This is a genomic window from Micrococcus sp. IITD107, from assembly GCF_041927415.1.
GTDB lineage: Bacteria > Actinomycetota > Actinomycetes > Actinomycetales > Micrococcaceae > Citricoccus > Citricoccus terreus.
In genome coordinates this window covers 189443-212745 of record NZ_JBHFFN010000001.1, presented here as the reverse complement: position 1 = coordinate 212745, position 23303 = coordinate 189443, and the positions used below count along the sequence as shown (strand labels likewise).

24 protein-coding genes are annotated in these 23303 nt (G+C 68.5%); 3 read left to right on the top strand and 21 right to left on the bottom strand.

Going from position 1 to position 23303, the window contains the following annotated elements; genetic code table 11:
- The first annotated feature begins 10 nt into the window (after positions 1-10).
- Positions 11-682, top strand: a complete 672-nt coding sequence (locus ACEXHE_RS01000) for an isochorismatase family protein (protein ID WP_374784402.1) — start codon at positions 11-13, stop codon at positions 680-682.
- Positions 683-685: 3 nt separating this feature from the next.
- On the opposite strand, the gene ACEXHE_RS00995 is transcribed toward ACEXHE_RS01000, so the two are convergent.
- The 6 genes from ACEXHE_RS00995 to ACEXHE_RS00970 form a co-directional block, all read right to left on the bottom strand.
- On the bottom strand, positions 686-2527 hold the full coding sequence (locus tag ACEXHE_RS00995) for a DEAD/DEAH box helicase (protein WP_374784401.1): 1842 nt from the start codon (positions 2525-2527) through the stop codon (positions 686-688).
- 229 nt (positions 2528-2756) lie between these two features.
- Positions 2757-3107, bottom strand: a complete 351-nt coding sequence (locus ACEXHE_RS00990; RefSeq protein ID WP_091694619.1) for a DUF3039 domain-containing protein — start codon at positions 3105-3107, stop codon at positions 2757-2759.
- 50 nt (positions 3108-3157) lie between these two features.
- On the bottom strand, positions 3158-4729 hold the full coding sequence (locus tag ACEXHE_RS00985; RefSeq protein ID WP_374784400.1) for a hypothetical protein: 1572 nt from the start codon (positions 4727-4729) through the stop codon (positions 3158-3160).
- Positions 4714-5571 carry an ABC transporter ATP-binding protein gene (locus ACEXHE_RS00980; protein WP_091694627.1) on the bottom strand — a complete coding sequence of 286 codons (858 nt, stop codon included), beginning with the start codon at positions 5569-5571 and terminating at the stop codon, positions 4714-4716. The genes ACEXHE_RS00985 and ACEXHE_RS00980 overlap by 16 nt, the downstream gene beginning before the upstream one ends.
- Before the next feature lie 84 nt (positions 5572-5655).
- Positions 5656-6618: a tetratricopeptide repeat protein gene (locus ACEXHE_RS00975; protein WP_374784399.1), complete on the bottom strand. Its 963-nt coding sequence runs from the start codon at positions 6616-6618 to the stop codon at positions 5656-5658.
- 51 nt (positions 6619-6669) lie between these two features.
- Complete coding sequence (locus ACEXHE_RS00970) at positions 6670-8406, bottom strand: hypothetical protein (RefSeq protein WP_374784398.1); 1737 nt, start codon at positions 8404-8406, stop codon at positions 6670-6672.
- Between the two features lie 446 nt (positions 8407-8852).
- On the opposite strand from ACEXHE_RS00970, the gene ACEXHE_RS00965 reads away from it, so the two are divergent.
- Positions 8853-9950, top strand: coding sequence for an AI-2E family transporter (locus ACEXHE_RS00965; RefSeq protein WP_285179191.1), 1098 nt, complete (start codon positions 8853-8855; stop codon positions 9948-9950).
- 2 nt (positions 9951-9952) lie between these two features.
- Here ACEXHE_RS00965 and ACEXHE_RS00960 read toward each other — a convergent pair whose 3' ends face one another.
- Positions 9953-10315 (bottom strand): hypothetical protein, encoded by a 363-nt coding sequence (locus tag ACEXHE_RS00960; protein ID WP_091694643.1) that lies wholly within the window; start codon positions 10313-10315, stop codon positions 9953-9955.
- A 40-nt stretch (positions 10316-10355) separates the two neighbouring features.
- On the opposite strand from ACEXHE_RS00960, the gene nucS reads away from it, so the two are divergent.
- Positions 10356-11051: an endonuclease NucS gene (gene nucS / locus ACEXHE_RS00955; RefSeq protein WP_091694646.1), complete on the top strand. Its 696-nt coding sequence runs from the start codon at positions 10356-10358 to the stop codon at positions 11049-11051.
- 130 nt (positions 11052-11181) lie between these two features.
- On the opposite strand, the gene ACEXHE_RS00950 is transcribed toward nucS, so the two are convergent.
- From ACEXHE_RS00950 to prfA, 14 genes are all read right to left on the bottom strand, one after another.
- Positions 11182-11628 carry a DUF2550 family protein gene (locus tag ACEXHE_RS00950; RefSeq protein ID WP_177227816.1) on the bottom strand — a complete coding sequence of 149 codons (447 nt, stop codon included), beginning with the start codon at positions 11626-11628 and terminating at the stop codon, positions 11182-11184.
- Position 11629: 1 nt separating this feature from the next.
- Positions 11630-11917, bottom strand: a complete 288-nt coding sequence (locus ACEXHE_RS00945; RefSeq protein WP_091694654.1) for a F0F1 ATP synthase subunit epsilon — start codon at positions 11915-11917, stop codon at positions 11630-11632.
- Positions 11918-11920: 3 nt separating this feature from the next.
- Positions 11921-13378, bottom strand: a complete 1458-nt coding sequence (gene atpD, locus ACEXHE_RS00940) for a F0F1 ATP synthase subunit beta (RefSeq protein WP_091694657.1) — start codon at positions 13376-13378, stop codon at positions 11921-11923.
- Positions 13379-13424: 46 nt separating this feature from the next.
- Complete coding sequence (locus tag ACEXHE_RS00935) at positions 13425-14318, bottom strand: F0F1 ATP synthase subunit gamma (protein ID WP_374784397.1); 894 nt, start codon at positions 14316-14318, stop codon at positions 13425-13427.
- A 66-nt stretch (positions 14319-14384) separates the two neighbouring features.
- Positions 14385-16022, bottom strand: coding sequence for a F0F1 ATP synthase subunit alpha (atpA, locus tag ACEXHE_RS00930; protein WP_277244584.1), 1638 nt, complete (start codon positions 16020-16022; stop codon positions 14385-14387).
- A gap of 89 nt (positions 16023-16111) precedes the next feature.
- On the bottom strand, positions 16112-16921 hold the full coding sequence (locus tag ACEXHE_RS00925; protein WP_091694669.1) for a F0F1 ATP synthase subunit delta: 810 nt from the start codon (positions 16919-16921) through the stop codon (positions 16112-16114).
- Positions 16921-17490 carry a F0F1 ATP synthase subunit B gene (locus tag ACEXHE_RS00920; protein WP_091694672.1) on the bottom strand — a complete coding sequence of 190 codons (570 nt, stop codon included), beginning with the start codon at positions 17488-17490 and terminating at the stop codon, positions 16921-16923. Before ACEXHE_RS00920 ends, ACEXHE_RS00925 begins: the two co-directional genes overlap by 1 nt.
- Positions 17491-17557: 67 nt before the next feature.
- Positions 17558-17767, bottom strand: a complete 210-nt coding sequence (locus ACEXHE_RS00915) for an ATP synthase F0 subunit C (RefSeq protein ID WP_091694676.1) — start codon at positions 17765-17767, stop codon at positions 17558-17560.
- A 155-nt stretch (positions 17768-17922) separates the two neighbouring features.
- A complete protein-coding gene (gene atpB / locus ACEXHE_RS00910) occupies positions 17923-18735 on the bottom strand; it encodes a F0F1 ATP synthase subunit A (RefSeq protein WP_091694681.1) in 813 nt (270 codons plus the stop codon).
- Between the two features lie 240 nt (positions 18736-18975).
- On the bottom strand, positions 18976-19404 hold the full coding sequence (locus ACEXHE_RS00905) for a hypothetical protein (RefSeq protein ID WP_374784396.1): 429 nt from the start codon (positions 19402-19404) through the stop codon (positions 18976-18978).
- On the bottom strand, positions 19401-20516 hold the full coding sequence (locus ACEXHE_RS00900; protein WP_374784395.1) for an MraY family glycosyltransferase: 1116 nt from the start codon (positions 20514-20516) through the stop codon (positions 19401-19403). The genes ACEXHE_RS00905 and ACEXHE_RS00900 overlap by 4 nt, the downstream gene beginning before the upstream one ends.
- On the bottom strand, positions 20513-21253 hold the full coding sequence (locus ACEXHE_RS00895) for an L-threonylcarbamoyladenylate synthase (RefSeq protein ID WP_356965926.1): 741 nt from the start codon (positions 21251-21253) through the stop codon (positions 20513-20515). The genes ACEXHE_RS00900 and ACEXHE_RS00895 overlap by 4 nt, the downstream gene beginning before the upstream one ends.
- Positions 21250-22191: a N5-glutamine methyltransferase family protein gene (locus ACEXHE_RS00890; RefSeq protein WP_374784394.1), complete on the bottom strand. Its 942-nt coding sequence runs from the start codon at positions 22189-22191 to the stop codon at positions 21250-21252. Before ACEXHE_RS00890 ends, ACEXHE_RS00895 begins: the two co-directional genes overlap by 4 nt.
- A gap of 3 nt (positions 22192-22194) precedes the next feature.
- The gene (gene prfA / locus ACEXHE_RS00885) at positions 22195-23286 is read right to left on the bottom strand and encodes a peptide chain release factor 1 (RefSeq protein ID WP_091694693.1); all 1092 of its coding nucleotides are present in this window, start codon (positions 23284-23286) and stop codon (positions 22195-22197) included.
- Positions 23287-23303: the final 17 nt, after the last annotated feature.

Here is a 23303-nt window from a genome sequence, read left to right as displayed (position 1 = left end):
ACCTGACAGCATGCGCGCATTGATCATCGTGGATGTCCAGAACGACTTCTGCGAAGGCGGCTCCCTGGCCGTCGAGGGTGGAGCCGCCACGGCCGCCCGCATCACCGAGTACCTGGAGGACTCCGGTCACCGGTTCCACCAGGTGGCCGCCACGCGGGACTGGCATGTGGACCCGGGTCCCCACTTCGCCGCCGCCCAAGACAGCGATCCGGACTGGCAGGAGAGCTGGCCCGTCCACTGTGTGGCAGGCTCGGCCGGCGCTGACCTGCACCCGGACCTGGACTCCGAGCTGATCGACGCCCAGTTCCTCAAGGGCCGGTTCGAGGCCGCCTACTCAGGGTTCGAAGGACAGCTGGGCGATCCGGACACAGTGCGCTCCGATGCCCCCTCCGGGACGGTCGGACCCTACGGCGCCACCGCGGCGGCCTCTGCGGCGATGGAGGACGGCGCACCGGGCCTGGATGACTGGCTCAGGGATGCCGACATCTCCGAGGTGACCGTGGTGGGACTGGCCACGGACCACTGTGTGCGAGCCACGGTGCTGGATGCGATCGATGCCGGCTACGCCACCTCCGTGGTCACCGACCTGGTGCGCGGCGTGGACCCAGAGCGGTCCGAGGACGCCCTGTCCGAGATGGAGGATGCCGGAGCGGTCCTGCTGCACTGGCGCGAGTCCCGCTGAGCCTCAGCTCCGGCCGACGAACCAATTCTGCAGGGTCTGCAGCCGCACGGTGAGCTGCTCCTCCGTGGCCTGAGGAACGGCCGGTCCCCCGCTGATCTCCCGCAGCCGGGTGTGGATCACCCCGTGCGGGGTGCCGGATCGAGCAGACCAGGCCGACACGTTCTTGGACAGGGTCGCCCTCAGCTCCTTGAGACGGCGGTGGTCCACGACGTCGGCCGCGGCCTGGGATGCCCCGGTCTCCGTGCGCTTCGGTCGCCTCTTGAGCTGTTCGGCCTGGCGCTGACGCAGCAGCTCGCTCACCTGCTCGGCGTCGAGCAGGCCGGGGATACCCAGGAAGTCCAGCTCCTCGTCTGAGCCAACAGCCCCGCCCGTGCCGAACTCGCCACCGTCGAAGAGCACCTTGTCGAAGGACGCCCGAGACTCCAGCGCCTGGAAGGACTCCCGGTGCAGCGAGTCCGAGGCGCGATCCTCGCGGTTGGCCGCCGCCAGCAGATCCTCCTCCGGAGCCAGGGACAGGTCCTCCAGGTCCTCCACGCCCACGGCCCCGTCCGGCCGGTCCAGGGCATGGTCGCGTTCGGCCTCCATCTCATTGGCCAGCAGCATCAGCTGCGGGACGGAGGGCAGGAACACGCTCGCGGTCTCGCCACGGCGTCGAGAACGCACGAAGCGCCCGACGGCCTGGGCGAAGAACAGGGGGGTGGCCGTGGAGGTCGCATACACGCCCACGCACAGACGCGGCACGTCCACGCCCTCGGAGACCATCCGCACAGCGACCATCCATCGCTGCTCGCCCTCGGAGAACTGCTCGATCCGGTCCGAGGCCTTCTTGTCGTCGGAGAGGACCACGGTGACCTTCTCACCGCTGATCCGTTCCAGCTGGGCGGCATAGGCCCGGGCGTCCTCATGGTCGGTGGCGATCACCAGTCCGCCGGCGTCCGGGACGTTGCGCCGCACCTCGGTCAGTCGCCGGTCGGCGGCCTGCAGCACCGAGGGGATCCACTCTCCCACCGGGTCCAGGGCCGTCCGCCACGCACTGGAGGTGATGTCCTTGGTGGCCGCCTCCCCGAGCTGGGCCTCCATCACCTCACCGGTGCTCGTCTTCCACCTCATCTGCCCGGAATAGGCCATGAAGATGACCGGACGGACCACATGGTCCCGCAGTGCCGGCCCATACCCATAGGTGTAGTCGGCCGTGGAGCGGCGGATCCCGTCCGGCCCCTCGGCATACTCCACGAACGGGATGGCCGCGGTGTCGGAACGGAACGGGGTGCCGGTCAGGGCCAGTCGGCGGGTGGCCGGCTCGAAGGCCTCACGGATGCCGTCACCCCAGCTCAGGGCATCACCGCCATGGTGGATCTCGTCCAGGATGACCAGAGTGCGGGCCGCCTCCGTGCGGTTGCGGTGCAGGATCGGCTTGGAGGCGACCTGGGCGTAGGTCAGGGCGACGCCGATGTACTCCTGGCCGTGTCGCCCGTCGGCGTTCTTGAAGTTGGGGTCGATCGCCAGCCCGATCCGCGCAGCGGCATCAGCCCACTGGCGCTTGAGGTGATCGGTGGGGGCCACTACCGTGATCCGCTGGACGGTGCCAGCCGTCATCAGCATCTTGGCGATGCGCAGTGCGAAGGTGGTCTTGCCCGCGCCGGGGGTCGCCACGGCCATGAAGTCCTGGGGCTGCTTCTGCAGGTAGAGCTCCAGTGCCTCCTGCTGCCACTGACGCAGCTTGGGTGCGGTGCCCCACGCAGCACGCTCGGGCAGTGCGGGCGGGATGTCCTCGCCCACATGGAACAGAGCCCCTTCGGAGGGAGCCTCCGGTGCTGCAGCGGCGCTGAACAGGTCATCGGTCATGGACGGGCACCTCCTCCAGGTCAGGACGTGTGCGGGGCACCGCACACAGCACGGGACAGCGCACGGCAACGCGCTGTCCAGCGAGTCTTCACATCATCACGTGGTGACACGCCGGCAGGCGTGACACGGCACCACATCCGTCACTCGGATCCTCCGGTGCCCTGGACGACCATCTGGTGTGGCCGTCGTCGGGAATCATCCAGGCCTGCCCGGCAGGCCCGGACCAGGCTCAGCCCTTGCCGCGGCCGCCGAACCAGCCTCGCCGGCCCCCGCCGGACTCGGAACCGGAGTCATCCCCGGAACGCAGCCCCTCGTAGATCTCCTTGCACTCCGGGCAGACCGGGAAACGCTCCGGGTCACGGCCGGGAGTCCAGACCTTGCCACAGAGGGCCACCACCGGCTCACCGGTGAGTGCCGACTCCATGATCTTCTCCTTGCGCACGTAGTGCGAGAAGCGCTCGTGATCGCCCGGTTCGGCGTCCTGGAGCTGCTCCTGGCGATCCAGCACAGCCGCGCCGGCCGAGCCGGGACCCTGGGGCGCACCGGGTGAGAGGTGATCGGGATCAGCAGGCAGACTCATGCCCACGAGTCTATCGCCCTCACGCCGGCGCGGTGGGCCCAGCCCCTGGGTCAGGCGTGCCGCAGCACCTGCTGGTAGGTCTCGGCCTGGGCTCGGTCGAACCACCGCCCACCCAGGCGGATCCCCAGCCACACCAGCACCGCGCCGAGGACCAGTCCCACACCGAGGGTGAGCCAATGGAACAGCGGGTCGCCGGTGACCAAGGCCACGATGAACAGGACCAGCTCGGGCAGGACCAGCACCACCGTCACGGCCATCGAGGCCAGCTGGACGAGCATGATCCGCATCATCGCCCCCTGCGGCGTGGCGAAGGGACTGGATCCGGGTGGCGGCACCGGATAGATGAACCGGGCCGAGACGAGGGCCGAGACGGCCGCGCCGGCCAGCAGCGCACCGAAGGCCAGTCCCAGCAGACCCGGCAGCGGAGCCCATTCGTTGGCCAGGGCACAGGAGCCGAGGGTGATCAGCAGCGTGGCCGGCACCGCCCACACCAGCAGCGCGGCGATCCGGCCGATCCGATCGTCCCGCCCGGACACTCCAGAGGTCACATGCAGGGCGAAGGCGGATCCGTCATAGCTGATGTCCGCGGAGATCGCGTAGCCGAGCATGAATCCGGTGATGGGCCCCAGCGCCAGGAGCAGCCCGTAGGTCCCGTCCTGCTGACCCAGGAACCAGAACAGCAGCAGCAGCGCCGGCAGCATCACCAGAGACGCCGAGTAGCGGGGGTCCTTGAACCAGTAGATCAGTGACCGGGCCATCACGGCGCCGGCCGGGGTGGCCGGGGTCCGACCGATCAGACCCAGACCGGTGCTGCGAGCGGCTGTGGCCCCCGCACCGCCGCGGGACTCCACGCTGCGACGGATCGCCAGCATCCACAGTCCCAACGCCCCGGCAAGCCAGAGCAGGCACAGGCCCAGCAGGGCCGCCGCCTCGCCGAGCCGTCCCTCGGCCACTGCCCAGGGCAGTCCGGTGAAGGAGCCCAACGGTGTCCAGGCCAGCACCGAGGCGATCTGCGGCAACTGGTCCCAGACCTGGGCGATGGAGTCAGCGACCTGGCTGATGATCAGCCCGGCCAGCACCAGCGGGACCATGGCGATCAGCGACAGGGTCTCCCGCACCCGACGATGGCCGGCCAGTGAGGCGAGCAGGCCGGTCACCGCGTAGGACATCGCCACGCAGAACAGTGTTCCGAGCACGGCTCCGAGCACCGCGGCCGCCGCCGCCCCCGGGTGGTCGCGCCAGGCGGCCACGGTGGCGAGCAGACCCAGTGCCGTCCCCAGGCCGGCCAGAGTGATGGTGCCGGCCACCAGCAGTCCGACCACCAGGGTCCGGGGCGGGATGCCGAAAGTCACGAAGTTCACCGGGTCCAGCGTGGGATCCACCCCCGAGACGAAGACCGGGATGACCAGCCAGAGCACGACCGCCACCGACATGGCCAGCACGAGGGCGGTTCCTCGCACCTGCACGCTCTCCCCTGCCAACGCGAACATCCCGACGGAGAGCACTCCGAGCATCCCGGCCAGATAGGCCAGTCCGATGACCGTGAAGACCAGCTGCATGGTGCTGCGGCGCCAGCCATTGACCATCAGGCGCAGCTTGAGACGGATCAGGTGCGCAACCATGACAGCCCCTCTCCGCTGCTGCGGCCGCCCACCAGCTCCACGAAACGGTCCTCCAGGGACTGCTCCCCGCGCACCTCGTCCACGGTGCCGGCGGCCAACAGGTTCCCCTGGGCGATGACCGCCACGTGGTCGCACATGCGTTGGACCAGGTCCATCACATGACTGGAGACGATCACGGTCCCCCCGTTAGCCACGTACTGGGCCAGGATCTCGCGGATGTTCGCCGCCGACACCGGGTCCACGGCCTCGAAGGGCTCGTCCAGCACCAGCAGATGCGGTGCATGGATCATCGCCGAGGCCAGGCCGACCTTCTTGGTCATGCCGGCGGAGTAGTCGGCCACGAGCTTGCCTGCGTCGGCCTCCAGGTCCATCACCCGCAGCAGATCGCGGGTGCGCTCGGCCACGGTGTCACGGTCCATGCCGCGCAGCAGTCCCGCGTAGGTGACCAGCTGTTCTCCGGTGAGGCGATCGAAGAGTCGGACCCCGTCGGCCAGCACGCCCATCCGTCGCTTCGCCGGCAGCGGGTCCTGCCACACATCCGTGCCGTGGATCCAGACCTGCCCCTGGTCCGGACGCAGCAGTCCGGTCGCCATGGACAGCGCCGTGGTCTTGCCGGCGCCGTTGGGCCCGACCAGGCCGTAGAACGATCCTGCCGGCACATCCAGCGAGATGCCGTTCACGGCGACTTTCTCACCGAACCGTTTGGCCAGGCCTCGCATCACCAGCGCGTGGTCTGGATCCGGCAGGGGCTGACGGCCCTGCTCCTGGCCGCGTGGGTCTGCACCGAGGACTGCAGGTGGGGCCTGGGGACGAGCGGGAGGGGTCTGACCGAGTTCATCCATGCACCTCACGCTAGCAACGCCGCGGTGCCGGCTCCTCCCCCTCGGGGAGGAGATCGTCAGAGTCACTCTCCCCCCCGCGTCGGGTCAGAACAGGGCGGTGGCCAACGATCGCCGTGAGGCAGCCGTTCGCGGGTCCTGATCACCCACCACGGAGTAGAGCTGGACCAGGTGCGCCCGAGCTGTTTCACGGTCCTCACCGGGGTGGAGGGCAATGAAGCGGACGAGCCGCGCGAAGGCGTCCTCCACGTGGCCGCCGACCAGGTCCAGGTCGGCCACCCGCAGCTGTGCCTCCAGATCATCGGGCGAGTCCGCTGCGGCCCGGCGCACGGCATCGGCGTCCAGCGTGGCAGTGCGCTGCATCAGCTCCACGCGGGCCAGGCCGACAGCGGCCTCGTCATCTCCCGGGTTCTCCTTCAACGCCTGGCGGTAGGCCTGGATCGCAGCATCCGGATCTCCCTGCGCCAAGGCGTCCACAGCCTGCTGATGCAGCGGGGGCAGAGCCGGAGGCGCCGGCGGGGCGTCGGCCGGAGCCTGCTCCTGCGGACCGAGCGGCGGCACCGTGCCCGTCAGTCCGTTCTGGGCGGCCACCTGCAACAGCTCATCCAGCAGGGAAGCGAGCTGGTCCGCACCCACCGCCTGGTTCAGCAGAGGAACCGGCTGAGCCGAGAGGATCCCGATCACGGCCGGCCCTGACGTCAGGCCGAACACCTGGAGCAGCTGAGGATGGGCGTCCACATCGACCTCGGCCAGCACCAGGCGCCCCTGCCGGCCGTTGACGGCGGGCGTGAGCAGCTGATCCAGCTGGTCACTGACCGGAGTGGCTGAGGTGCGCAGATGCACCAGCACCGGAACCCGGGCGGAGAGCTGAATCAGCTGCTGCAGCTCCCCTTCCCCGACGCCGCGGACGATCCAGCTGCCGGAGGCCTGCTCGGCGCCGTCCGGTCCCGCGGTGGAACGCGAGGCTCCCGTGGTCGGCCGGGCGGCCAAGGATGACAGGTCGACCGCACCTCGCAGGTGCGACGGTGCCTCGTGCGGCTGCTGCGTCATGGACGATCCTTCCTGATGCGGTTCATCGGTACCGGTGCGGTGTCTCTGCGGTCACTGATAGTCCACGACGTACAGCTCGTCCTCGAAGCCGTCCAGGGACACCTGGGCGTCTGCGTCGTCGCCGCCCTCGGCCGGCACGCGCAGCACCATCAGCTCGCGGTAGCGCATGGACAGGTCCTTGGTGGTCTCCGTCTCCGACTCGCCGGCCACCTCGGCCACCAGGTCACTGGCGATGACCGTGCCGCCCTCCTCCTTGGGTGAGACGTAGACGTTGGCGTAGACGGAGGCGAACACGAGGGCGGAGCCGTCCGGCAGGCGGAACGCCATGGTCTCGCGAGGACGGGGGTGCCTCTTGAGGCTGACGTCGGTGTCCTTGGCGGACTCAGCGACGTCCTTCTGATAGTCCTGGATCGCGGTCGCATAGGCGCTCGGGGCCATCTTGTCCTTGAAGTCATCGTCCTCATCGGTGAGGTAGGCCGTCACACCGGCCACCGCCTCCGACGGCGACATCATCAGTCCGTCCGCGTCCTTCAGATCGATCCGCGACAGGCCCTGGTCGGTCATGCTCATGCCCGGCAGCGTGGCGCCCGGTGCCATGGGGACGGCATAGACGAGCTGGTACTGCTGACGGGGGGCTCGCTGACGCAGCACCGAGAGGTGAGGGGTCTCGTTCTGTTCGCCCTCAGTCACCACGAGCACCGTCCGCGGGAACGAGCCGTCCTCCGTGCCCACAGCGGACAGCACGGGAGCCGCCGCCAGCGGTGCAGGCTCCGCCTGGTCCTCGTCGATCGCCCGGTTGCGGTAGTTCAACTCGCGCATGGTCCGGGCCATGCCGCTGACCCGATTGCCGAACTGCTCGGCGTCCTGCTCGGCGTCGCCTTGCTGTACTCGCCCCTCGATGCGCCCCAGGATCCGTTCCAGCTGCTGGTCCACCAGGAGCGGGATGAACTCCCCCTCCTCCGTCGCAGACTGGTCTGCACCGCCCTCGGCTGAAGGCGAGGCAGTGGCCGGCCCGGGCAGGGAGACGGTCAGGGCCAGCAGGCCCACGGCCGCTCCGGTGCCGACTCGGCGGGCCGTGCTCGACCCCTGACCGGAGGCCGCTTCGGCCGCGCGCCGTCCGCTGCGCCGAGAGGTCTGCTCGGCCGAGTGCGGGGACTGCCCGCCGTCCCGACGCTTCCGGAGCCAGGCCCAGAGCAGAAGGCCCAGGCCGATGAGGATGAGCAGGGGGCCGATGACCAGCAGAGGGACGATCCACGGGCTGTCCCCGACGCGATTGGTCCAGGTGACCGTGACATCGGTGGGAGCCGGCGCCGTTCCGTCCACGGCGATCAGCAGCGCCGTCTGGTCCTCCTCCGGCAGCGTCCAGCGCTGCTCGAGCGTGCCTGAGGCCTCATGCGTCTCGATCCACAGATCGGAGTCGACCGGGTTGGGCACCGTCATCTCGCCTTCGGCATGCTCCACGATGACGTGCGGCTGCTCACCCTCCGGGACATCGGTCTGGATGCCCTTCACCGTGTTGTGCGCCGCGTCACCGATCCATGCCTGGATGTCGCGCTCCCGTCCCAGCATCACGGTGTAGTCGCCGTCACCGGTGAGCGTGTACTCCACCGGGTCCTCATCGATCTCTGCGAACTCACCGGTGATCACCGTCAGCGGCGCCTCGGTGGGGTCGTCGCCCACCTCGGCGGTCAGAGTCAGCGGAGGCGCCCAGATCGTCTGGAGACCGATGCCGCCCAGCAGGGCGGCAAGGCCCAGCAGGAGGGCCAGGAGACCGGAAACAATGCGCACGCGAAGAGCCGTTCATTCGGGGACAGAGTGAATCGGGCCGGTCGCGGGAGCGGAGAACTCCTGGACACAGCCCGAATCGCAGTATACGGGGAAAGGTCACCGAATGATAACGACGACGTCCGCCCGGCAGACGCTGGAGGGCTCAGCTGTGCCGTACCCTGAGCAGTGTGTCGCACCCTACATCTCCCAGCGAGGGCCGGGGACTCGGCCCAGACGTCGGTCCCGACGAGCATCACGGCCCGTCGTCCGCACCTGCACAGGACGCCTCCGGCGCAGAGTCTGCCCCTGTCCCCCCGGCCACTGAGAGCGGCCAGATCGAGTCGAGAGCCGTTCCTCACCCCACCGCGGTCTCCACGGAGAGGTCGCGGTTCGCTCGGCTCCGCAGCCGTCTGAGCGGACGGTCCCTGCCGGGCGCCAGACCTCGCCGTCGATTTGAGGTCAGCCAGATGGAGCCGGCACAGCCGCCGCTCGCGACCGATGAGGTGCCGGAGCCCCGTGAGGTGCAGGTCGCACCCAGCCACCCGATTCAGATCGGATTCCTCTTCACGGTGGGCGTGGGACTGGCCCTGGGCCTCTACTGGGTGTTCACCAGCAACGCCCAGCTGCTGATCTGGATCGCCGCAGCGCTGTTCATCGCCCTGGGCCTGGACCCTGTCGTCCGCAGGATCGAGGGCTGGGGTGCTCCGCGCGGTGTCGGCGTCGCCGCCTCCGTCCTGATGCTGGCGGCACTGTTGGCGGCGTTCTTCTCCATGCTGATCCCCACGGTGGTGGATCAGACCACCCAGTTCGTGCAGAGTCTGCCGGTGCTGGTCTCGGAGTTCATGGACTCGGAGTTCTTCCAGGACCTGGACGAGCAGTTCGGGGTGCGCGACCTCGTGGACTCTGAGATCGCCAACTTCGTCAGCAACTCGGCGAACATCACCGGACTCTTCGGCGGGATCTTCGGCGTCGGCACGGTGATCGTCAACACCGGCTTCTCCATTCTCATCGTGCTGGTGCTGACCCTGTACTTCCTGGCCTCGCTGCCGTCGATGAAGTACTGGGCCTACCGGCTGGCCGCCCGATCCCGCAGGGCACGCGTGCAGTACCTGGGAGATGAGATCACCTCGTCCGTCGGCCACTACGTGATCGGCCAGTCGATCGTGGCCGGCCTGAACGGCCTGGTGGCCTTCATCGCCATCACTGTCGCGGGGGTGCCCTTCGGCGCCCTGTTGGCCTTCTTCGCCGGGCTGATGGCGTTCATCCCCCTGGTCGGCGCCATGATCGGCGGGACGATCATCACGTTGGTGGCGCTCTCAGCCGGCTGGCAGACCGCCTTGATCTTCGCGGTGATCTATTTCGCCTACCTGCAGATCGAGGCCTACTTCGTCTCCCCGAGGGTGATGAGCAAGGCCGTCGCCGTGCCTGGGGCCGTCGCGGTCATCGCCGTGATCGCCGGCGGCACGCTGCTCGGCGTCCTGGGGGCCCTGATGGCCATCCCGGCTGCCGCTGCGGTCATGCTCATCGTCAAAGAGGTGCTCATCCCCCGGCAGGACCGTCTCTGAGGTCAGCGACCGTCGTGGCGCCGGGTCCGCCAGCAGATGGGGTGCCAGTGTCTGCGGTCCTCACCGGCACGATCATCGCCGAAGATCCAGTCGCTGCGCCAGGCCACCAGATGTGCCGCCCCAGCGCGGATGCTCCGGCCACACCCCGGACAGGTGTAGTCCTTGACGGCACGCCACGACGGGATCTGGCGCACATGCCAACCGCCGTCATGGTGATCCTGCTGCTGATAGCCCGTGTCCAGTCCCAGCAGCGCCTCCACCGCGTCCGGCTCCCCTGGACGGCGCTGAGACCTCTGGTCGCCGGCGCCACCCTTGCGTGCACCGCTGACACGGGCGGTGCGACGGGGCCTGTTGGAGCGGGGCATGAGTCCATGGTGTCACAGGGCCACCGGTACACTGCCGGGTGTGCGTCTTGTCATTGCTCGTTGCTCCGTCACCTATGAAGGCCGTCTCCGCGCGCACCTTCCCCCTGCCGTCCGTCTCCTGATGGTCAAGGCCGACGGCGCGGTCCTGATCCATTCCGACGGCGGCTCGTACAAGCCGTTGAACTGGATGAGCCCCCCGGCCACGCTGCGCATCGCGGAACCGTCCGCTGAGCTGGCCGAGGAGGGTGTGGTCCAGGTGTGGTCGGTGCAGGCCACGAAGTCCGATGATCGACTGGTCATCCACGTCTTCGAGATCCATCAGGAGATGAGTCAGGACCTGGGCCTGGATCCCGGGCTGGTCAAGGACGGTGTGGAGGCGGATCTGCAGCGCCTGCTGGCCGATCAGATCACCACGCTGGGCGAGGGATACACCCTGGTGCGGCGAGAGCACATGACCGCGATCGGCCCCGTGGACATCCTGGCACGGGACGCGGACGGCGCCACGGTGGCGGTGGAGCTCAAACGACGAGGTGACATCGACGGCGTGGAGCAGCTGACGCGCTACCTCGAGCTGATGAATCGGGATCCGCTGCTCGCCCCGGTGCGGGGAGTCTTCGCGGCTCAGCAGATCAAGCCTCAGGCACGCACCCTGGCCGAGGACCGCGGGATCCGTTGCGTCACCCTGGACTATGACGCGCTGAGGGGCGTCGATGACGCCGACTCCCGGCTGTTCTGACCACCGCCTCGGGACACAGCAGATCGGCTCGTTCCGATCCCGGGCCATCCACTGACCGGGATCGGAACGAGCCGATTGACTGTCTTCACTTCTCTGGCGCCACGGCGGGAGCATCAGCGGCGGGCCGAGATCACCAGCCATTGCGGCGCGGCCGCCGTCCCAGTGGCTCCCGCCACGTTCCGAACCCGGTCACCGGACCGGATTCGATCCAGGCGCTCACTCCAGAGCACTCCTCGTGACTGAGCTCCAACAGGACGGGACTCCTGCCCCCGGAGAGACGGGCCAGGACATATCCCTCACGGGACCCGGGCCCCTCGCGCCGGATCTCGGCCTGGTGGCGGGCCGTGCTCCAGCAGGGACGGGGATCGATGGACCGGACCTTCATCAGGTCCAGGCTCACCTCGTTGTACCGGCCGATCACCGAGGCTCCCCTGCTCGATCCCCCGACCTCCCGCACCTGCGCGCGAAAGGTCCCGGGGGTCCGAAGGAGAGTCCGCCGGCGCCACCACATCATCAGTGCGACCATGAGGACGACGCCCGCCAGCGCGCCGATCAGGGTCCACCAGATCGGTGACATCTCAGGCCGCGCTGTCTCCGCGCGCCTCGCCGTCCAGGGTGGCGGAGCCGGCGACGATCTCCACGCGGTCATGGTTGACCGAGAAGAAGCCGCCTTCGGCGCGTGCCGTCACGGTCTGACCGTCAGCGGTGGTGACCACGACGTCGCCGTCGCCCAGGACAGCCAGCAGGGGCGTGTGCCCCGGCAGGATGCCGATCTCACCGTCGATGGTCCGGGCGCTGACAGACTGTGCCGGCCCGGACCACACGAAGCGGTCCTCTGCAACGATCTCGACTTCGAGCTCGGCCATGGATCAGTTGTCCTTCTGGATCTGGGCCCAGTTGCGCTCGACATCGTCCAGACCGCCGACGTTGTAGAACGCCTGCTCGGACACGTGGTCCAGGTCACCGTTGGCGATGGCGTTGAAGCCCTCCACGGTGTCCTTGATCGGGACAGTGGAGCCCTCCACGCCGGTGAACTGCTTGGCGGTGTAGGTGTTCTGGGACAGGAACTGCTCGATGCGACGTGCACGCGAGACCACGATCTTGTCCTCTTCGGAGAGCTCGTCCACACCGAGGATCGCGATGATGTCCTGCAGTTCCTTGTTCTTCTGCAGGATCTGCTTCACGCGAATGGCGGTGTCGTAGTGCTCCTGGCCCACGTACTGCGGGTCCAGGATGCGCGAGGTCGAGGCCAGCGGATCCACAGCCGGGTACAGGCCACGGGAGGCCAGATCGCGGGTCAGGTTGGTGGTGGCGTCCAGGTGCGCGAACACGTTGGCCGGTGCCGGGTCGGTGTAGTCATCCGCAGGCACGTACACGGCCTGCATGGAGGTGATGGAGTGACCACGGGTCGAGGTGATGCGCTCCTGGAGCACACCCATCTCGTCGGCCAGGTTCGGCTGGTAGCCCACAGCGGAGGGCATGCGACCCAGCAGGGTCGAGACCTCGGAGCCGGCCTGCGAGAACCGGAAGATGTTGTCGATGAACAGCAGCACGTCCTGGTTCTGCACATCGCGGAAGTACTCCGCCATGGTCAGAGCCGACAGGGCCACGCGCAGACGGGTTCCCGGCGGCTCATCCATCTGGCCGAACACCAGGGCGGTGTCCTTGAGCACGTCGGCCTCGTCCATCTCGACCCAGAGGTCGTTGCCCTCACGGGTGCGCTCACCCACACCGGCGAACACCGACGTGCCGCCGAAGTTGCGGGCCACGCGGGTGATCATCTCCTGGATGAGCACGGTCTTGCCCACGCCGGCGCCGCCGAACAGGCCGATCTTGCCGCCCTTGATGTACGGGGTCAGCAGGTCGATGACCTTGATGCCGGTCTCGAGCATCTCGGTGGAGCCCTCGAGGGAGGCGAAGCTCGGGGCGACGCGGTGGATCGGCCAACGCTCCTGCACGTCCAGCTCGGAGGTGGGCACGTCCAGCGACTCGCCCAGCACGTTGAAGATGTGGCCCTTGACCACATCGCCCACGGGCACGGAGATCGGGGCACCGGTGTCGGTCACCTGCGCGCCGCGGACCAGGCCGTCGGTGGACTGCAGCGAGATGGCGCGCACCAGGTTGTCACCCAGGTGCTGTGCGGTCTCGAAGGTGATGGTGCGGGTCTCGCCGTTGAGGGTCAGCTCAGCGGTGAGGGCGTTGTAGACGGCGGGCATGGCATCGGCCGGGAATTCGGCGTCGATCACGGGGCCGATGACACGGGCGATACGACCGGTGGCTCCGCCGGTGGCGGTGCCGGAGGCCTGCTCGTTGAAGGTGGCAGTCATCTCTCTCACTTCGTTCTGTGGATGGCGGATGTCGTGGGGTGGCGGGTCAGGACGCGTTCAGGGCGTCCGCGCCCGCGATCAGCTCGGTCAGCTCCTGGGTGATCTCCGCCTGGCGGGCGTTGTTCATCAGCAGCGTGTACTCCTTGATCAGGTCGGAGGCGTTGTCGCCGGCGGACTTCATGGCGCGCTGGCGGTTGGCCAGCTCAGAGGCCGCGGCCTGCAGCATCGCCGAGAAGATCCGGGACTCGATGTACTTCGGCAGCAGCGCGTCCAGGACGTCTTCCGGAGCCGGCTCGTACTCGTACAGCGGAAGGAGCTCGGTGTCCTCGGTGATCTCCTCCTCCACCACCTCCAGCGGCAGCAGTCGGACGACGGTGGGACTCTGCTTCACTAGGGAGTGGAACTCCGTGTAGACCACGTGGATCTCGTCCACGCCGCCCTCGTCGGTGTTCTGCAGGAACGCGGAGACCAGTGCCTCGCCGATCACCTTGGCCGTCTCGAACTGCGGCGCATCGGTGTTCCCGGTCCAGACCTTCTTGTACTCCCGGTGCCGGAAGTCGAAGTAGCCCTGTGCTTTGCGGCCGACCAGGTAGGTGTCGACCTCCTTGCCCTCGCTGCGCAGCTTCTCCAGCAGCTCTTCGGCGTGACGCAGCACGTTGGCCGAGTAGGCGCCGGCCATGCCACGGTCCGATGCCATGATCAGCACAGCGGAACGGCGCGGGTTGTCTGACTCGGCGGTCAGCACGTGGTCGATGTCCTGCTGCGATGACACGGCGGACACGGCGCGGGTGATCGCGTTAGCGTACGGCATCGAGGCGGCGACACGGTCACGTGCCTTGCCGATGCGGGACGTGGCGATCAGCTCCATCGCCTTGAAGATCTTCTTCATCGACGAGGTCGATGCGATCTTCTGGCGGTAGACCCGGATCTGGGCTCCCATGGTGGTCCTTTCCTTCGACCGGGTGGGCCGGCTCGACGTCGCGTCGATCCGGCCCACTCCGACGGGTCAGCGCTTCTGCTTGACGATCTTTTCCTGGGTGACCTTCTCGTCGGCCAGAGGGTCGTGCTCCTCATGGCCTGCGGCCACCAGCTGGTTGTCGCCCTCGCCGAAGAAGCCCTTCTTGAACTCTTCGATCTCGGTCTCCATGGCCTCCAGCGTGGAGTCCTCCAGCTTGCCGGTCTCAGCGATCGGGCCCAGCACCACGTTCTTGCGACGCAGGTGGTCGATGAACTCCCGCTCGAAGCGCAGCACATCCTCCACCGGGACCTCATCCAGGTGGCCCTTGGAGCCGGCCCAGATGGAGACGACCTGGTCCTCGACCGGGTACGGGGAGTACTGGGGCTGCTTGAGCAGCTCCATCAGACGCTCACCGCGCTGGAGCTGACGGCGGGTGGCCGGATCCAGGTCCGAGGCGAACATGGCGAAGGCCTGCATGTCGCGGTACTGCGCCAGATCCAGCTTCAGCGTGCCGGAGACCTTCTTCATGGCCTTGACCTGAGCCGCGCCGCCCACGCGGGACACCGAGATGCCCACGTCCACGGCGGGGCGCTGGTTGGCGTTGAACAGGTCCGACTGCAGGAAGATCTGTCCGTCGGTGATGGAGATGACGTTGGTGGGGATGTAGGCCGAGACGTCGTTGGCCTTGGTCTCGATGATCGGCAGACCGGTCATCGAGCCGCCGCCCATGTCGTCGGACAGCTTGGCACAACGCTCCAGCAGCCGGGAGTGCAGGTAGAACACATCGCCCGGGTAGGCCTCGCGTCCCGGCGGACGACGCAGAAGCAGAGACACCGCACGGTAGGCCTCAGCCTGCTTGGAGAGGTCGTCGAAGATGATCAGGACGTGCTTGCCGCCGTACATCCAGTGCTGGCCGATGGCCGAGCCGGCGTACGGTGCCAGGTACTTGAAGCCGGCGGGGTCCGATGCCGGGGAGGCCACGATGGTGGTGTACTCCAGGGCGCCGTGCTCCTCCAGGGTGGCGCGGACGCCGGCGATGGTGGAGGCCTTCTGACCCACAGCCACGTAGACGCAGCGGACCTGCTTGGTGACGTCGCCGCTCTCCCAGTTGGCCTTCTGGTTCAGGATGGTGTCCACGGCGATCGCGGTCTTGCCGGTCTGGCGGTCACCGATGATCAGCTGGCGCTGGCCACGGCCGATCGGGATCATCGCGTCGATGGCCTTCATGCCGGTCTGGAGGGGCTCCTCCACCGACTTGCGCTGGGTCACGGTTGGAGCCTGGAGCTCCAGGGCGCGACGTCCCTCGGCCTCGATCGGGCCCATGTCGTCCAGCGGCTGACCCAGGGGGTCCACCACGCGGCCCATGAAGCCATCACCGACCGGCACGGAGAGGATCTCCCCGGTGCGGTGCACCTCCTGGCCCTCTTCAATGTTCTTGAACTCGCCGAGAACGACGACACCGATCTCACGGGTGTCCAGGTTCTGGGCCAGGCCCAGGGTTCCGTCCTCGAAGCGCAGCAGCTCGTTGGCCATGACGGAGGGAAGACCCTCCACCCGGGCGATGCCGTCTGCTGCGGACACGACGCGACCGACCTCTACCCGCTCGGCTCCGGCCGGCTCGTAGGATGCCGCGAACTCGTTCAAGGCATTGCGGACGTCGTCAGCGTTGATGGTCAAGTCGGCCATCTGCAGTCCCTGCTCTCTTGATAGGTGATCATCGACGCGAAGTGCAGGTCGACGACCGGATGATTTCGTCTGGATTCGTCAGTGCCGGCTCAGCCGGCCATCTTCCGCTGGAGGTCATGCAGCCGGGTGGCCACCGTGGAGTCGACGACGTCGTCTCCCACCTTCACGCGCACCCCGCCCACCAGGGCAGGATCCACGGTCACGTCCAGCTTGAGGTCACGGCCGAAGGTCCGGCGCAGGCCCTCGGCCAGTCGCCGCTGCTGCTCATCGCTCAGCGGTCGCGCGACGGTGACGTCGGCGATCCACTGGCGCTGGCGCCCGGCGACGGCCGCGGCGAAACGACGCACCAGCTCGGCGGGCTTGTGCCCGCGGGGGTTCTCCACCGCCTGACGGACCAGGAGGCGGACCTCCTCGGACCCGTTGCCGGTGAGCCGCTCAGCCAGGTTCCCCCGCGACTGCGCGGGAGCCTGCTGGTCGGTGATGGCCCGCTGGACCTCGTGGGACTCCTCCACGACGTGGTGGAAGGAGAGCAGCTCCTGGGAGAGGCGGTCCAGCCCTGAGAGGCCGTCGCGCTCGGCGGAGGCGGCCACAGCGGTGCCGGCCAGCTGTTCCACGGCGTCACCGAAGTCACGCTCGCCGGACCAACGGCGACCTGCCAGGTCGGTCAAGACCTGCAGCGCCTGCTCGGAGAGCCGACCGCTGAACAGCGAGCGGAGTACACCGGACCGGCGCTCCACCGTCCACGAGGGATCGGTCAGGGCCCGGCGCAGCGGTCCGTTCTCGTCCAGCACGTCCAGCGTGGAGAAGAGGTCGCGTGCCAGCTGCAGTCCGCCGGAGGCCAGCGTGGGCTCCAGAGCCTGCCGTGCGGCGGCCAGTGAATCGCTCGATGCTCCTGCCATTACTCAGCAGCACCTGCACTGGTCGTGCGAGCGGACTCGCTGCGCTCCAGGTCGGCGAGGAAGCGGTCCACCACGCGCTGGGAGCGGGCGTCGTCGTCCAAGGACTCCCCGACGATCTTGCCGGCCAGGGAGGTGGCCAGGGTGCCCACCTCGGACCGCAGCGAGGACACGGCCTGCTGGCGCTCCGCGGCGATCTGCGCCTGGGCCTGCTCGGTCATGCGAGCGGACTCGGCTGCCGCCTTCTCCTTGAACTCGGCCAGGATCTGAGCGCCCTCGGTGCGGGCCTCCTCGCGGATGCGGTTGGCCTCCACGCGGGCGTCCTGCAGCTGCTGCTGGTAGTCGGCCATCATGGCGTTCGCCTCGGCCTGGGCCTTCTCGGCCTTCTCCAGTCCGCCCTCGATCGCGTCGACGCGATCCTGGTAGGACTTCTCCAAGGCAGGGGCGATGAACTTCACCACGATGAACATCAGCACGGCGAAGCCGACTGCGGTGACGAGCACCTCCCACCAGTTGGGAACCAGCGGGTTTGCGCCCTCGCCTGCAGCGAGGATCACGTCAGTCCCGATCATTGATCAACCATCCTTCGGTGATGTGTTCCAGTCATTCCTGTCCGGGCACTGCCCGGGCGGGGCATGATCAGAGGACGAACGCGAACACCAGGCCCAGGATGGCCAGGGCCTCGGCGAGGGCGAAGCCCAGCAGGGCGATGGGCTGCAGGATGCGCTGAGCCTCGGGCTGACGGGCCACACCGTTGATGTAGGCGGCGAAGATCAGGCCCACGCCGATGGCGGAGCCGATGGAGGCCAGGCCGTAGCCGATCAGGTTCAGGTTGCCGGTGATTTCCATGGTGTTCCTTTCAAGATGCCGGTGGGATCCGGCAGGTTGTGAGGTAGTCCCTCCCACGACCCGATGGAGGCCGGATCAGGAAGTCTGGTGGTGCGGTGGACGGGGTCCGGTCACCGCGGTCTCGCCGCCGTCGCCGGCGCCGAGGAGTCTGTGGGTCAGTGGTCGTTCGCCGAGATCGCGCCCTGGATGTAGATGGCGGTCAGCAGGGTGAAGACGAAGGCCTGGAGGTACATGATCAGCAGCTCCAGGAAGTACATGGCCACCGAGCCGAGGATCACCAGGATGCCGGTGCCCTGCAGGGCCAGGTTGCCGGTCTCGGTGATCAGGTAGGCGGCGCCGGCACCGGCCAGCATCACGATCATGTGGCCGGAGAGCATGGTGGCCATCAGACGCAGGGAGTGGGTCAGCGGGCGCACGATGAAGGTGGAGATGATCTCCAGCGGCACCAGGAGCGGCAGGATCCATCCGGGGACACCGGAAGGGACCACGGCGAGCTTGAAGTACTTCAGCCCGTGGTGGCGGATGCCCACGCCGATCCAGATGATGTAGACGATCAGCGCCAGCGCATAGGCCGAGCCGGCATGCGAGAAGGAGGGCAGCTGCAGGAAGGGGATGGCGCCGAAGATGTTGTTCAGCAGCACGAAGAAGAACAGGCCGAACAGCAGGGGGACCCAGGGGCGGAAGTCCTTTTCACCGATGATGTCGCGGCCCATGCCGTTGCGGACGAAGGAGTAGCCGGACTCGGCCAGCCACTGCATCTTGGTGGGGACCAGCTTGGGCCGACGCATCGCGATCATGAAGAACGCCGAGATCAGGATCACCGAGAGGATGACCATGAGCATCTGCTTGCCGAAGCCGGTGCCGTATTCGGCCGCCCAGGGCAGGATGTCGGGCAGGTGAGCATCACTGATGGTCGGGGGCGTGAATCCGCCCTGGTCAGTGGTGCTGGCGAGCACGATCGGGAGCACGCTGGTCCTCTCTGGAAGTGTTCGTCAACGGAACATGCACAGCGGCGCCGTTGCTGCTTCAGTGAAGGTCGCGGCAGCCCGTCCTGGCCGTCGTTATGAATCCTTGATGATCCTATCAAACAGCGGGCAGTGGTCCTGACCATGTCGCGGCGAGATCCAGCGCAGAATCCGTGCGATCACGGCCGGTCAGAACGTGCGCTCAGCTCCGGCTCGAGACATCACGGTCGGATCACGGTCTGCTCACCGGGAGGGGGCGTCGTCGTAGATCTGCTGCCGGGTGTGCATGAAGGCCAGCACCTCCGCGGCCTGCCAGGCCAGGATGCCCACCAACGCGCCGATTCCGGCCGGCACGGCCTGGATCCACTCCGGCCGCGGCACCACGGTCAGCAGCAGACCGAACAGCACCACCTTGGCCACGAAGGCCCCCAGCGAGACCACTACGGCCTGGTCGCGTGATCTGTCCCACTCCCAGGCGGTCACGGCCAGGGTGAGCGCCGAGAGGAGCACGACGACGGCTCCGCCCAGTCCCAGTGAGGCGGCGGCCTGGCCTCCCCCGGCGCCACGCATCGACCAGGTGGCCACCACGCCGATCAGGACAGCGGGGACGCTCACGACCAGGCAGCGGTTCAGGATCCCCCACCAGCCGTTGCGGTTGGTCCAGCGGCTCATGCGCTCTCCTCACGTTCCACGGCCGACCCCCGGCGCACCCAGGGGTGCAGGGTCAGCCAGCCGGCCCCGAGCAGCAGCACGCCCAGGACCGGCAGGACGAAGACATCGTCGAAGAAGTTCAGGGACACCACACCGTAGGCCACCAGGAAAGACCACAGGTAGAGCAGCAGCACGGCCTGACGATGGGTGTAACCGCCGTCCACGAGCTTGTGATGCAGGTGTCCGCGGTCCGCCGAGAACGGACTGGACCCGCGGGCGGTGCGTCGCAGCACGGCCATGCTCAGGTCCAGCAGCGGCAGCAGCAGCACGGCGATCGGCAGCAGGATGGGCATGTAGGCCGGGACGTTGCGGAAGCGGAAGCCCTCCATGGCCCCCACGTCGGCGGTGACCGCCACGGCAGCGGTGGCCATCAGCATCCCGATCAGCAGGGCACCGGTCTCCCCCATGAAGATCCGGGCCGGGTGGAAGTTGTGCGGCAGGAAGCCGATGCACACGCCCACCAGCATCGCCATCAGCAGGGTGGCCAGATTGGAGTAGTCGAACTCGTTGATCGTCCGGGTCAGGACATAGGTGTAGATGAAGAACGCCGAGCCGCCGATCGCAGCCATGCCCGCCGCCAGCCCGTCCAACCCGTCCACGAAGTTGATGGCGTTCATGGTCAGCACCACCACGAACACCGTCAGCCCGATCTGCACCGGCTCGGCGCCCACGGGGATCCATCCCACCGGCATGGCCTCCACCCGGATGCCGTGCAGGGCGATCATCAGCCCGGCGGCGATCTGGCCGGTCAGCTTCAGGCTCCAGTGCAGGTCCCAGAGATCGTCCGCCACCCCCACCACGGTGATGGTCAGCAGCGCCAGCAGCACACCGCGCAGCGGCATCGGGTCGGTGTAGATCCCCTCCAGGAACGGGATCAGCCCACCCAGGCCCAGGGCCACGACGACGGCCACCACCATGGCCACTCCGCCCAGCTTGGGGATGGGCTCGCGATGGACATCGCGCTTGCGCCGCGGCGTGAAGACCTCGCCCCGGATGCCCAGCGCGCGTACCGCCGGGGTCAGCGCGAAGGTGACCAGGGCGGTGAGGGCGAGCAGGATCAGGTAGACCTTCACGGAGTGGAGCGCTCTCCTGACTGCGGTGCGGACTCGGCGTCCTCAGCTGCATCAGCGGCCTCGGCGGACTCGGCGTCCGGGGCATCCACCGTGTCCGCCTCGAAGGCCTCCGGCACCACGCCCCGCAGCGTCTCCTCGGGGATCGCACCTTCGCGCACCACGCGGAAGGGCTCCACCGTGCAGTCCACGATGGTCGAGGGCTGCTGGCTGGAGCGCTCGCCGCCGTCCAGGTAGACGGCCACGGACTCGCCGAGCATCTGCTGGGCCTCGTCCACGGTGGTGGCCGCCGGCATGCCGGTCCGGTTGGCGCTGGAGACGGCCAGCGGGCCGGTGGCCTGCAGCAGTCCCCGGGTGATCTCATCAGCCGGCACGCGCAGGGCCACAGTGCCCCGGGTCTCCCCCAGGTCCCAGGTCAGGGTCGGCTGAGAGTGCACGATCAGCGTCAGCGCGCCGGGCCAGAACTCCCGGGCCAACTCCCGCGCCGCCTCAGGCACATCCATGGCCAGTCCATCCAGCACATCGGCACTGCCCATCAGCACGGGCGGAGGCATGGTGCGCCCCCGGCCCTTGGCGGCCAGCAGCACGGCCACGGCCTGCGGGGAGAAGGCGTCGGCGCCGATACCGTAGACGGTGTCCGTGGGCAGCACCACGCACTCTCGCCGGGACAGGGCCTCACGGGCAGTCTCGATCCCCTCGGCCAGCCGTTCGGGGTCGGTGCAGTCGATTCGCTCACTCACGCTGACATTCTCCCATCCACAGGGTGCTGCTCCGGTCCCGGCGAGGCGATCCGCCGGGCCGAGGTGCTGCGCGGCCGCCCGGCCAGGTCTGCATGCCCGGTGATCCGGGTGAACATCCCGGTGTGCTCCAGGGCAAGCGCCACCGTGTCCTCCTGGGTATCGTCGTGCTCCATCACGAAGAACCCGCCCGGTCGCAGCAGCCGTGCAGCGGTGGTGATGATCGCCGTGGGCATTTGCATGCCGTCCGCTCCCCCGCCGTAGAGCGCCAGCGCCGGGTCCTGGGCGGCCTCGGCCTGAGTGGGGATCCGTCCGTCCGGGACGTAGGGAGGGTTGGACACCACGACGTCCACCTGGCCAGTCAGGCCGGGAAGTGCGGTCCGCGCGTCCTCCAGGTGCAGGGCGACACCGCGGCGTTCCAGGTTCGCCGCGGCCCACCGGGCGGCCTCGGCGTCCAGTTCCACGGCGTGCACCACGGCAGCCGGGACCTCATCGGCCAGGGCCGCGGCGATCGCTCCCGACCCGGTGCACAGGTCCACGGCCACGACGCTGTGCTGCGGTGCCCTGCGACTCGACTCGAGCAGGGCGTCCACGGCCAGTCCGGCCACGTCCTCGGTCTCCGGGCGCGGCAGGAACACTCCGGGCCCCACGTGCAGCAGGGACTGCCGGAAGATGACCTGTCCGGTGAGGTGCTGCAGCGGTACCCGCGCCGCGCGGAAGGCGAGCAGCTCGTCCAGGCGGGTGACGTCGTCGGGAGGCAGGGAGTGGCCCATCACGGCCAGGGAGGCGACCCGGCCGCGGGAGACGCCCAGGACGTGCCCGGCGAGCAGTTCGGCGTCCGCGCGCGGCGAGTCCACACCGGCCTCGGCGAGCCTGCGCTCTGCATGCCGGATCCACGGGCCCAGCTCCAGCGGTGCCGGCTGCGCTTCAGAGGTCTGCACGGCTCAGGCCTCGTCGGAGGAGCCCAGTGCCTGCAGGCGGTGGGCCTCGTCCATCTCGATGCAGGACTGCAGCACCGGGCCCAGGTCGCCGTCCAGCACGGCCTCCAGGTTGTAGGCCTTGTAGCCGGTGCGGTGATCGGCGATCCGGTTCTCCGGGTAGTTGTAGGTGCGGATCCGCTCGGAGCGGTCCATGGTGCGCACCTGGGAATGGCGGGTGGCGGCGTTCTCCGCGTCGATCTGCTCCTGCTGATGGGCCAGCAGGCGGGAACGCAGCACGCGCATGGCCGCCTCGCGGTTCTGGATCTGGGACTTCTCGTTCTGCATGGCCACCACGATCCCGGTGGGCAGATGGGTGATGCGCACGGCGGAGTCGGTGGTGTTCACTGACTGTCCGCCCGGTCCTGAGGAGCGGTAGACGTCGATCTTCAGCTCATTCGCGGCGATCTCCAGCTCTTCGGGCTCGTCCACCTCGGGGAAGACCAGCACGCCGGCGGCCGAGGTGTGGATCCGCCCCTGGGACTCGGTGACGGGCACCCGCTGGACCCGGTGCACCCCGCCCTCGAACTTCAGATGCGCGAACACGCCCTCGGCCGGGTCGGTGGAGGAGGCCGGACGCTTCACTGCCAGCTGCACGTCCTTGTAGCCACCCAGGTCGGACTCCGTGGAGGAGAGGATCTCGGTCTTCCAGCCGCGGGACTCGGCATACCGGGTGTACATGCGCAGCAGGTCCCCGGCGAACAGGGCCGCCTCCTCGCCGCCCTCACCGCCCTTGATCTCCAGGATGGCGTCCCGGCCGTCGTCCGGATCACGCGGGATCAGCAGCCGGCGCAGCCGCTCGGCCGCCTCCGCCTCGACCTCGGTCAGACGGGGCACCTCGGCGGCGAAGTCGGCGTCCTCCTGGGCCAGTTCGGTGGCGTCGGCCAGGTCCTCGGAGGCGGCCTGCCAGGCGCGGTGGGCGGAGACGATCCCGTTGAGCTCGGCGAAGCGCCGGCCCAGACGGCGGGCCAGACCCTGGTCCTGGTGGACGGCGGGATCGGCCAGCTGGTCGGTGAGCTGGCGGTGCTCATCCAGCAGCTCCTGCACGGAGTCGAACATGCTCACGGGGATCACTC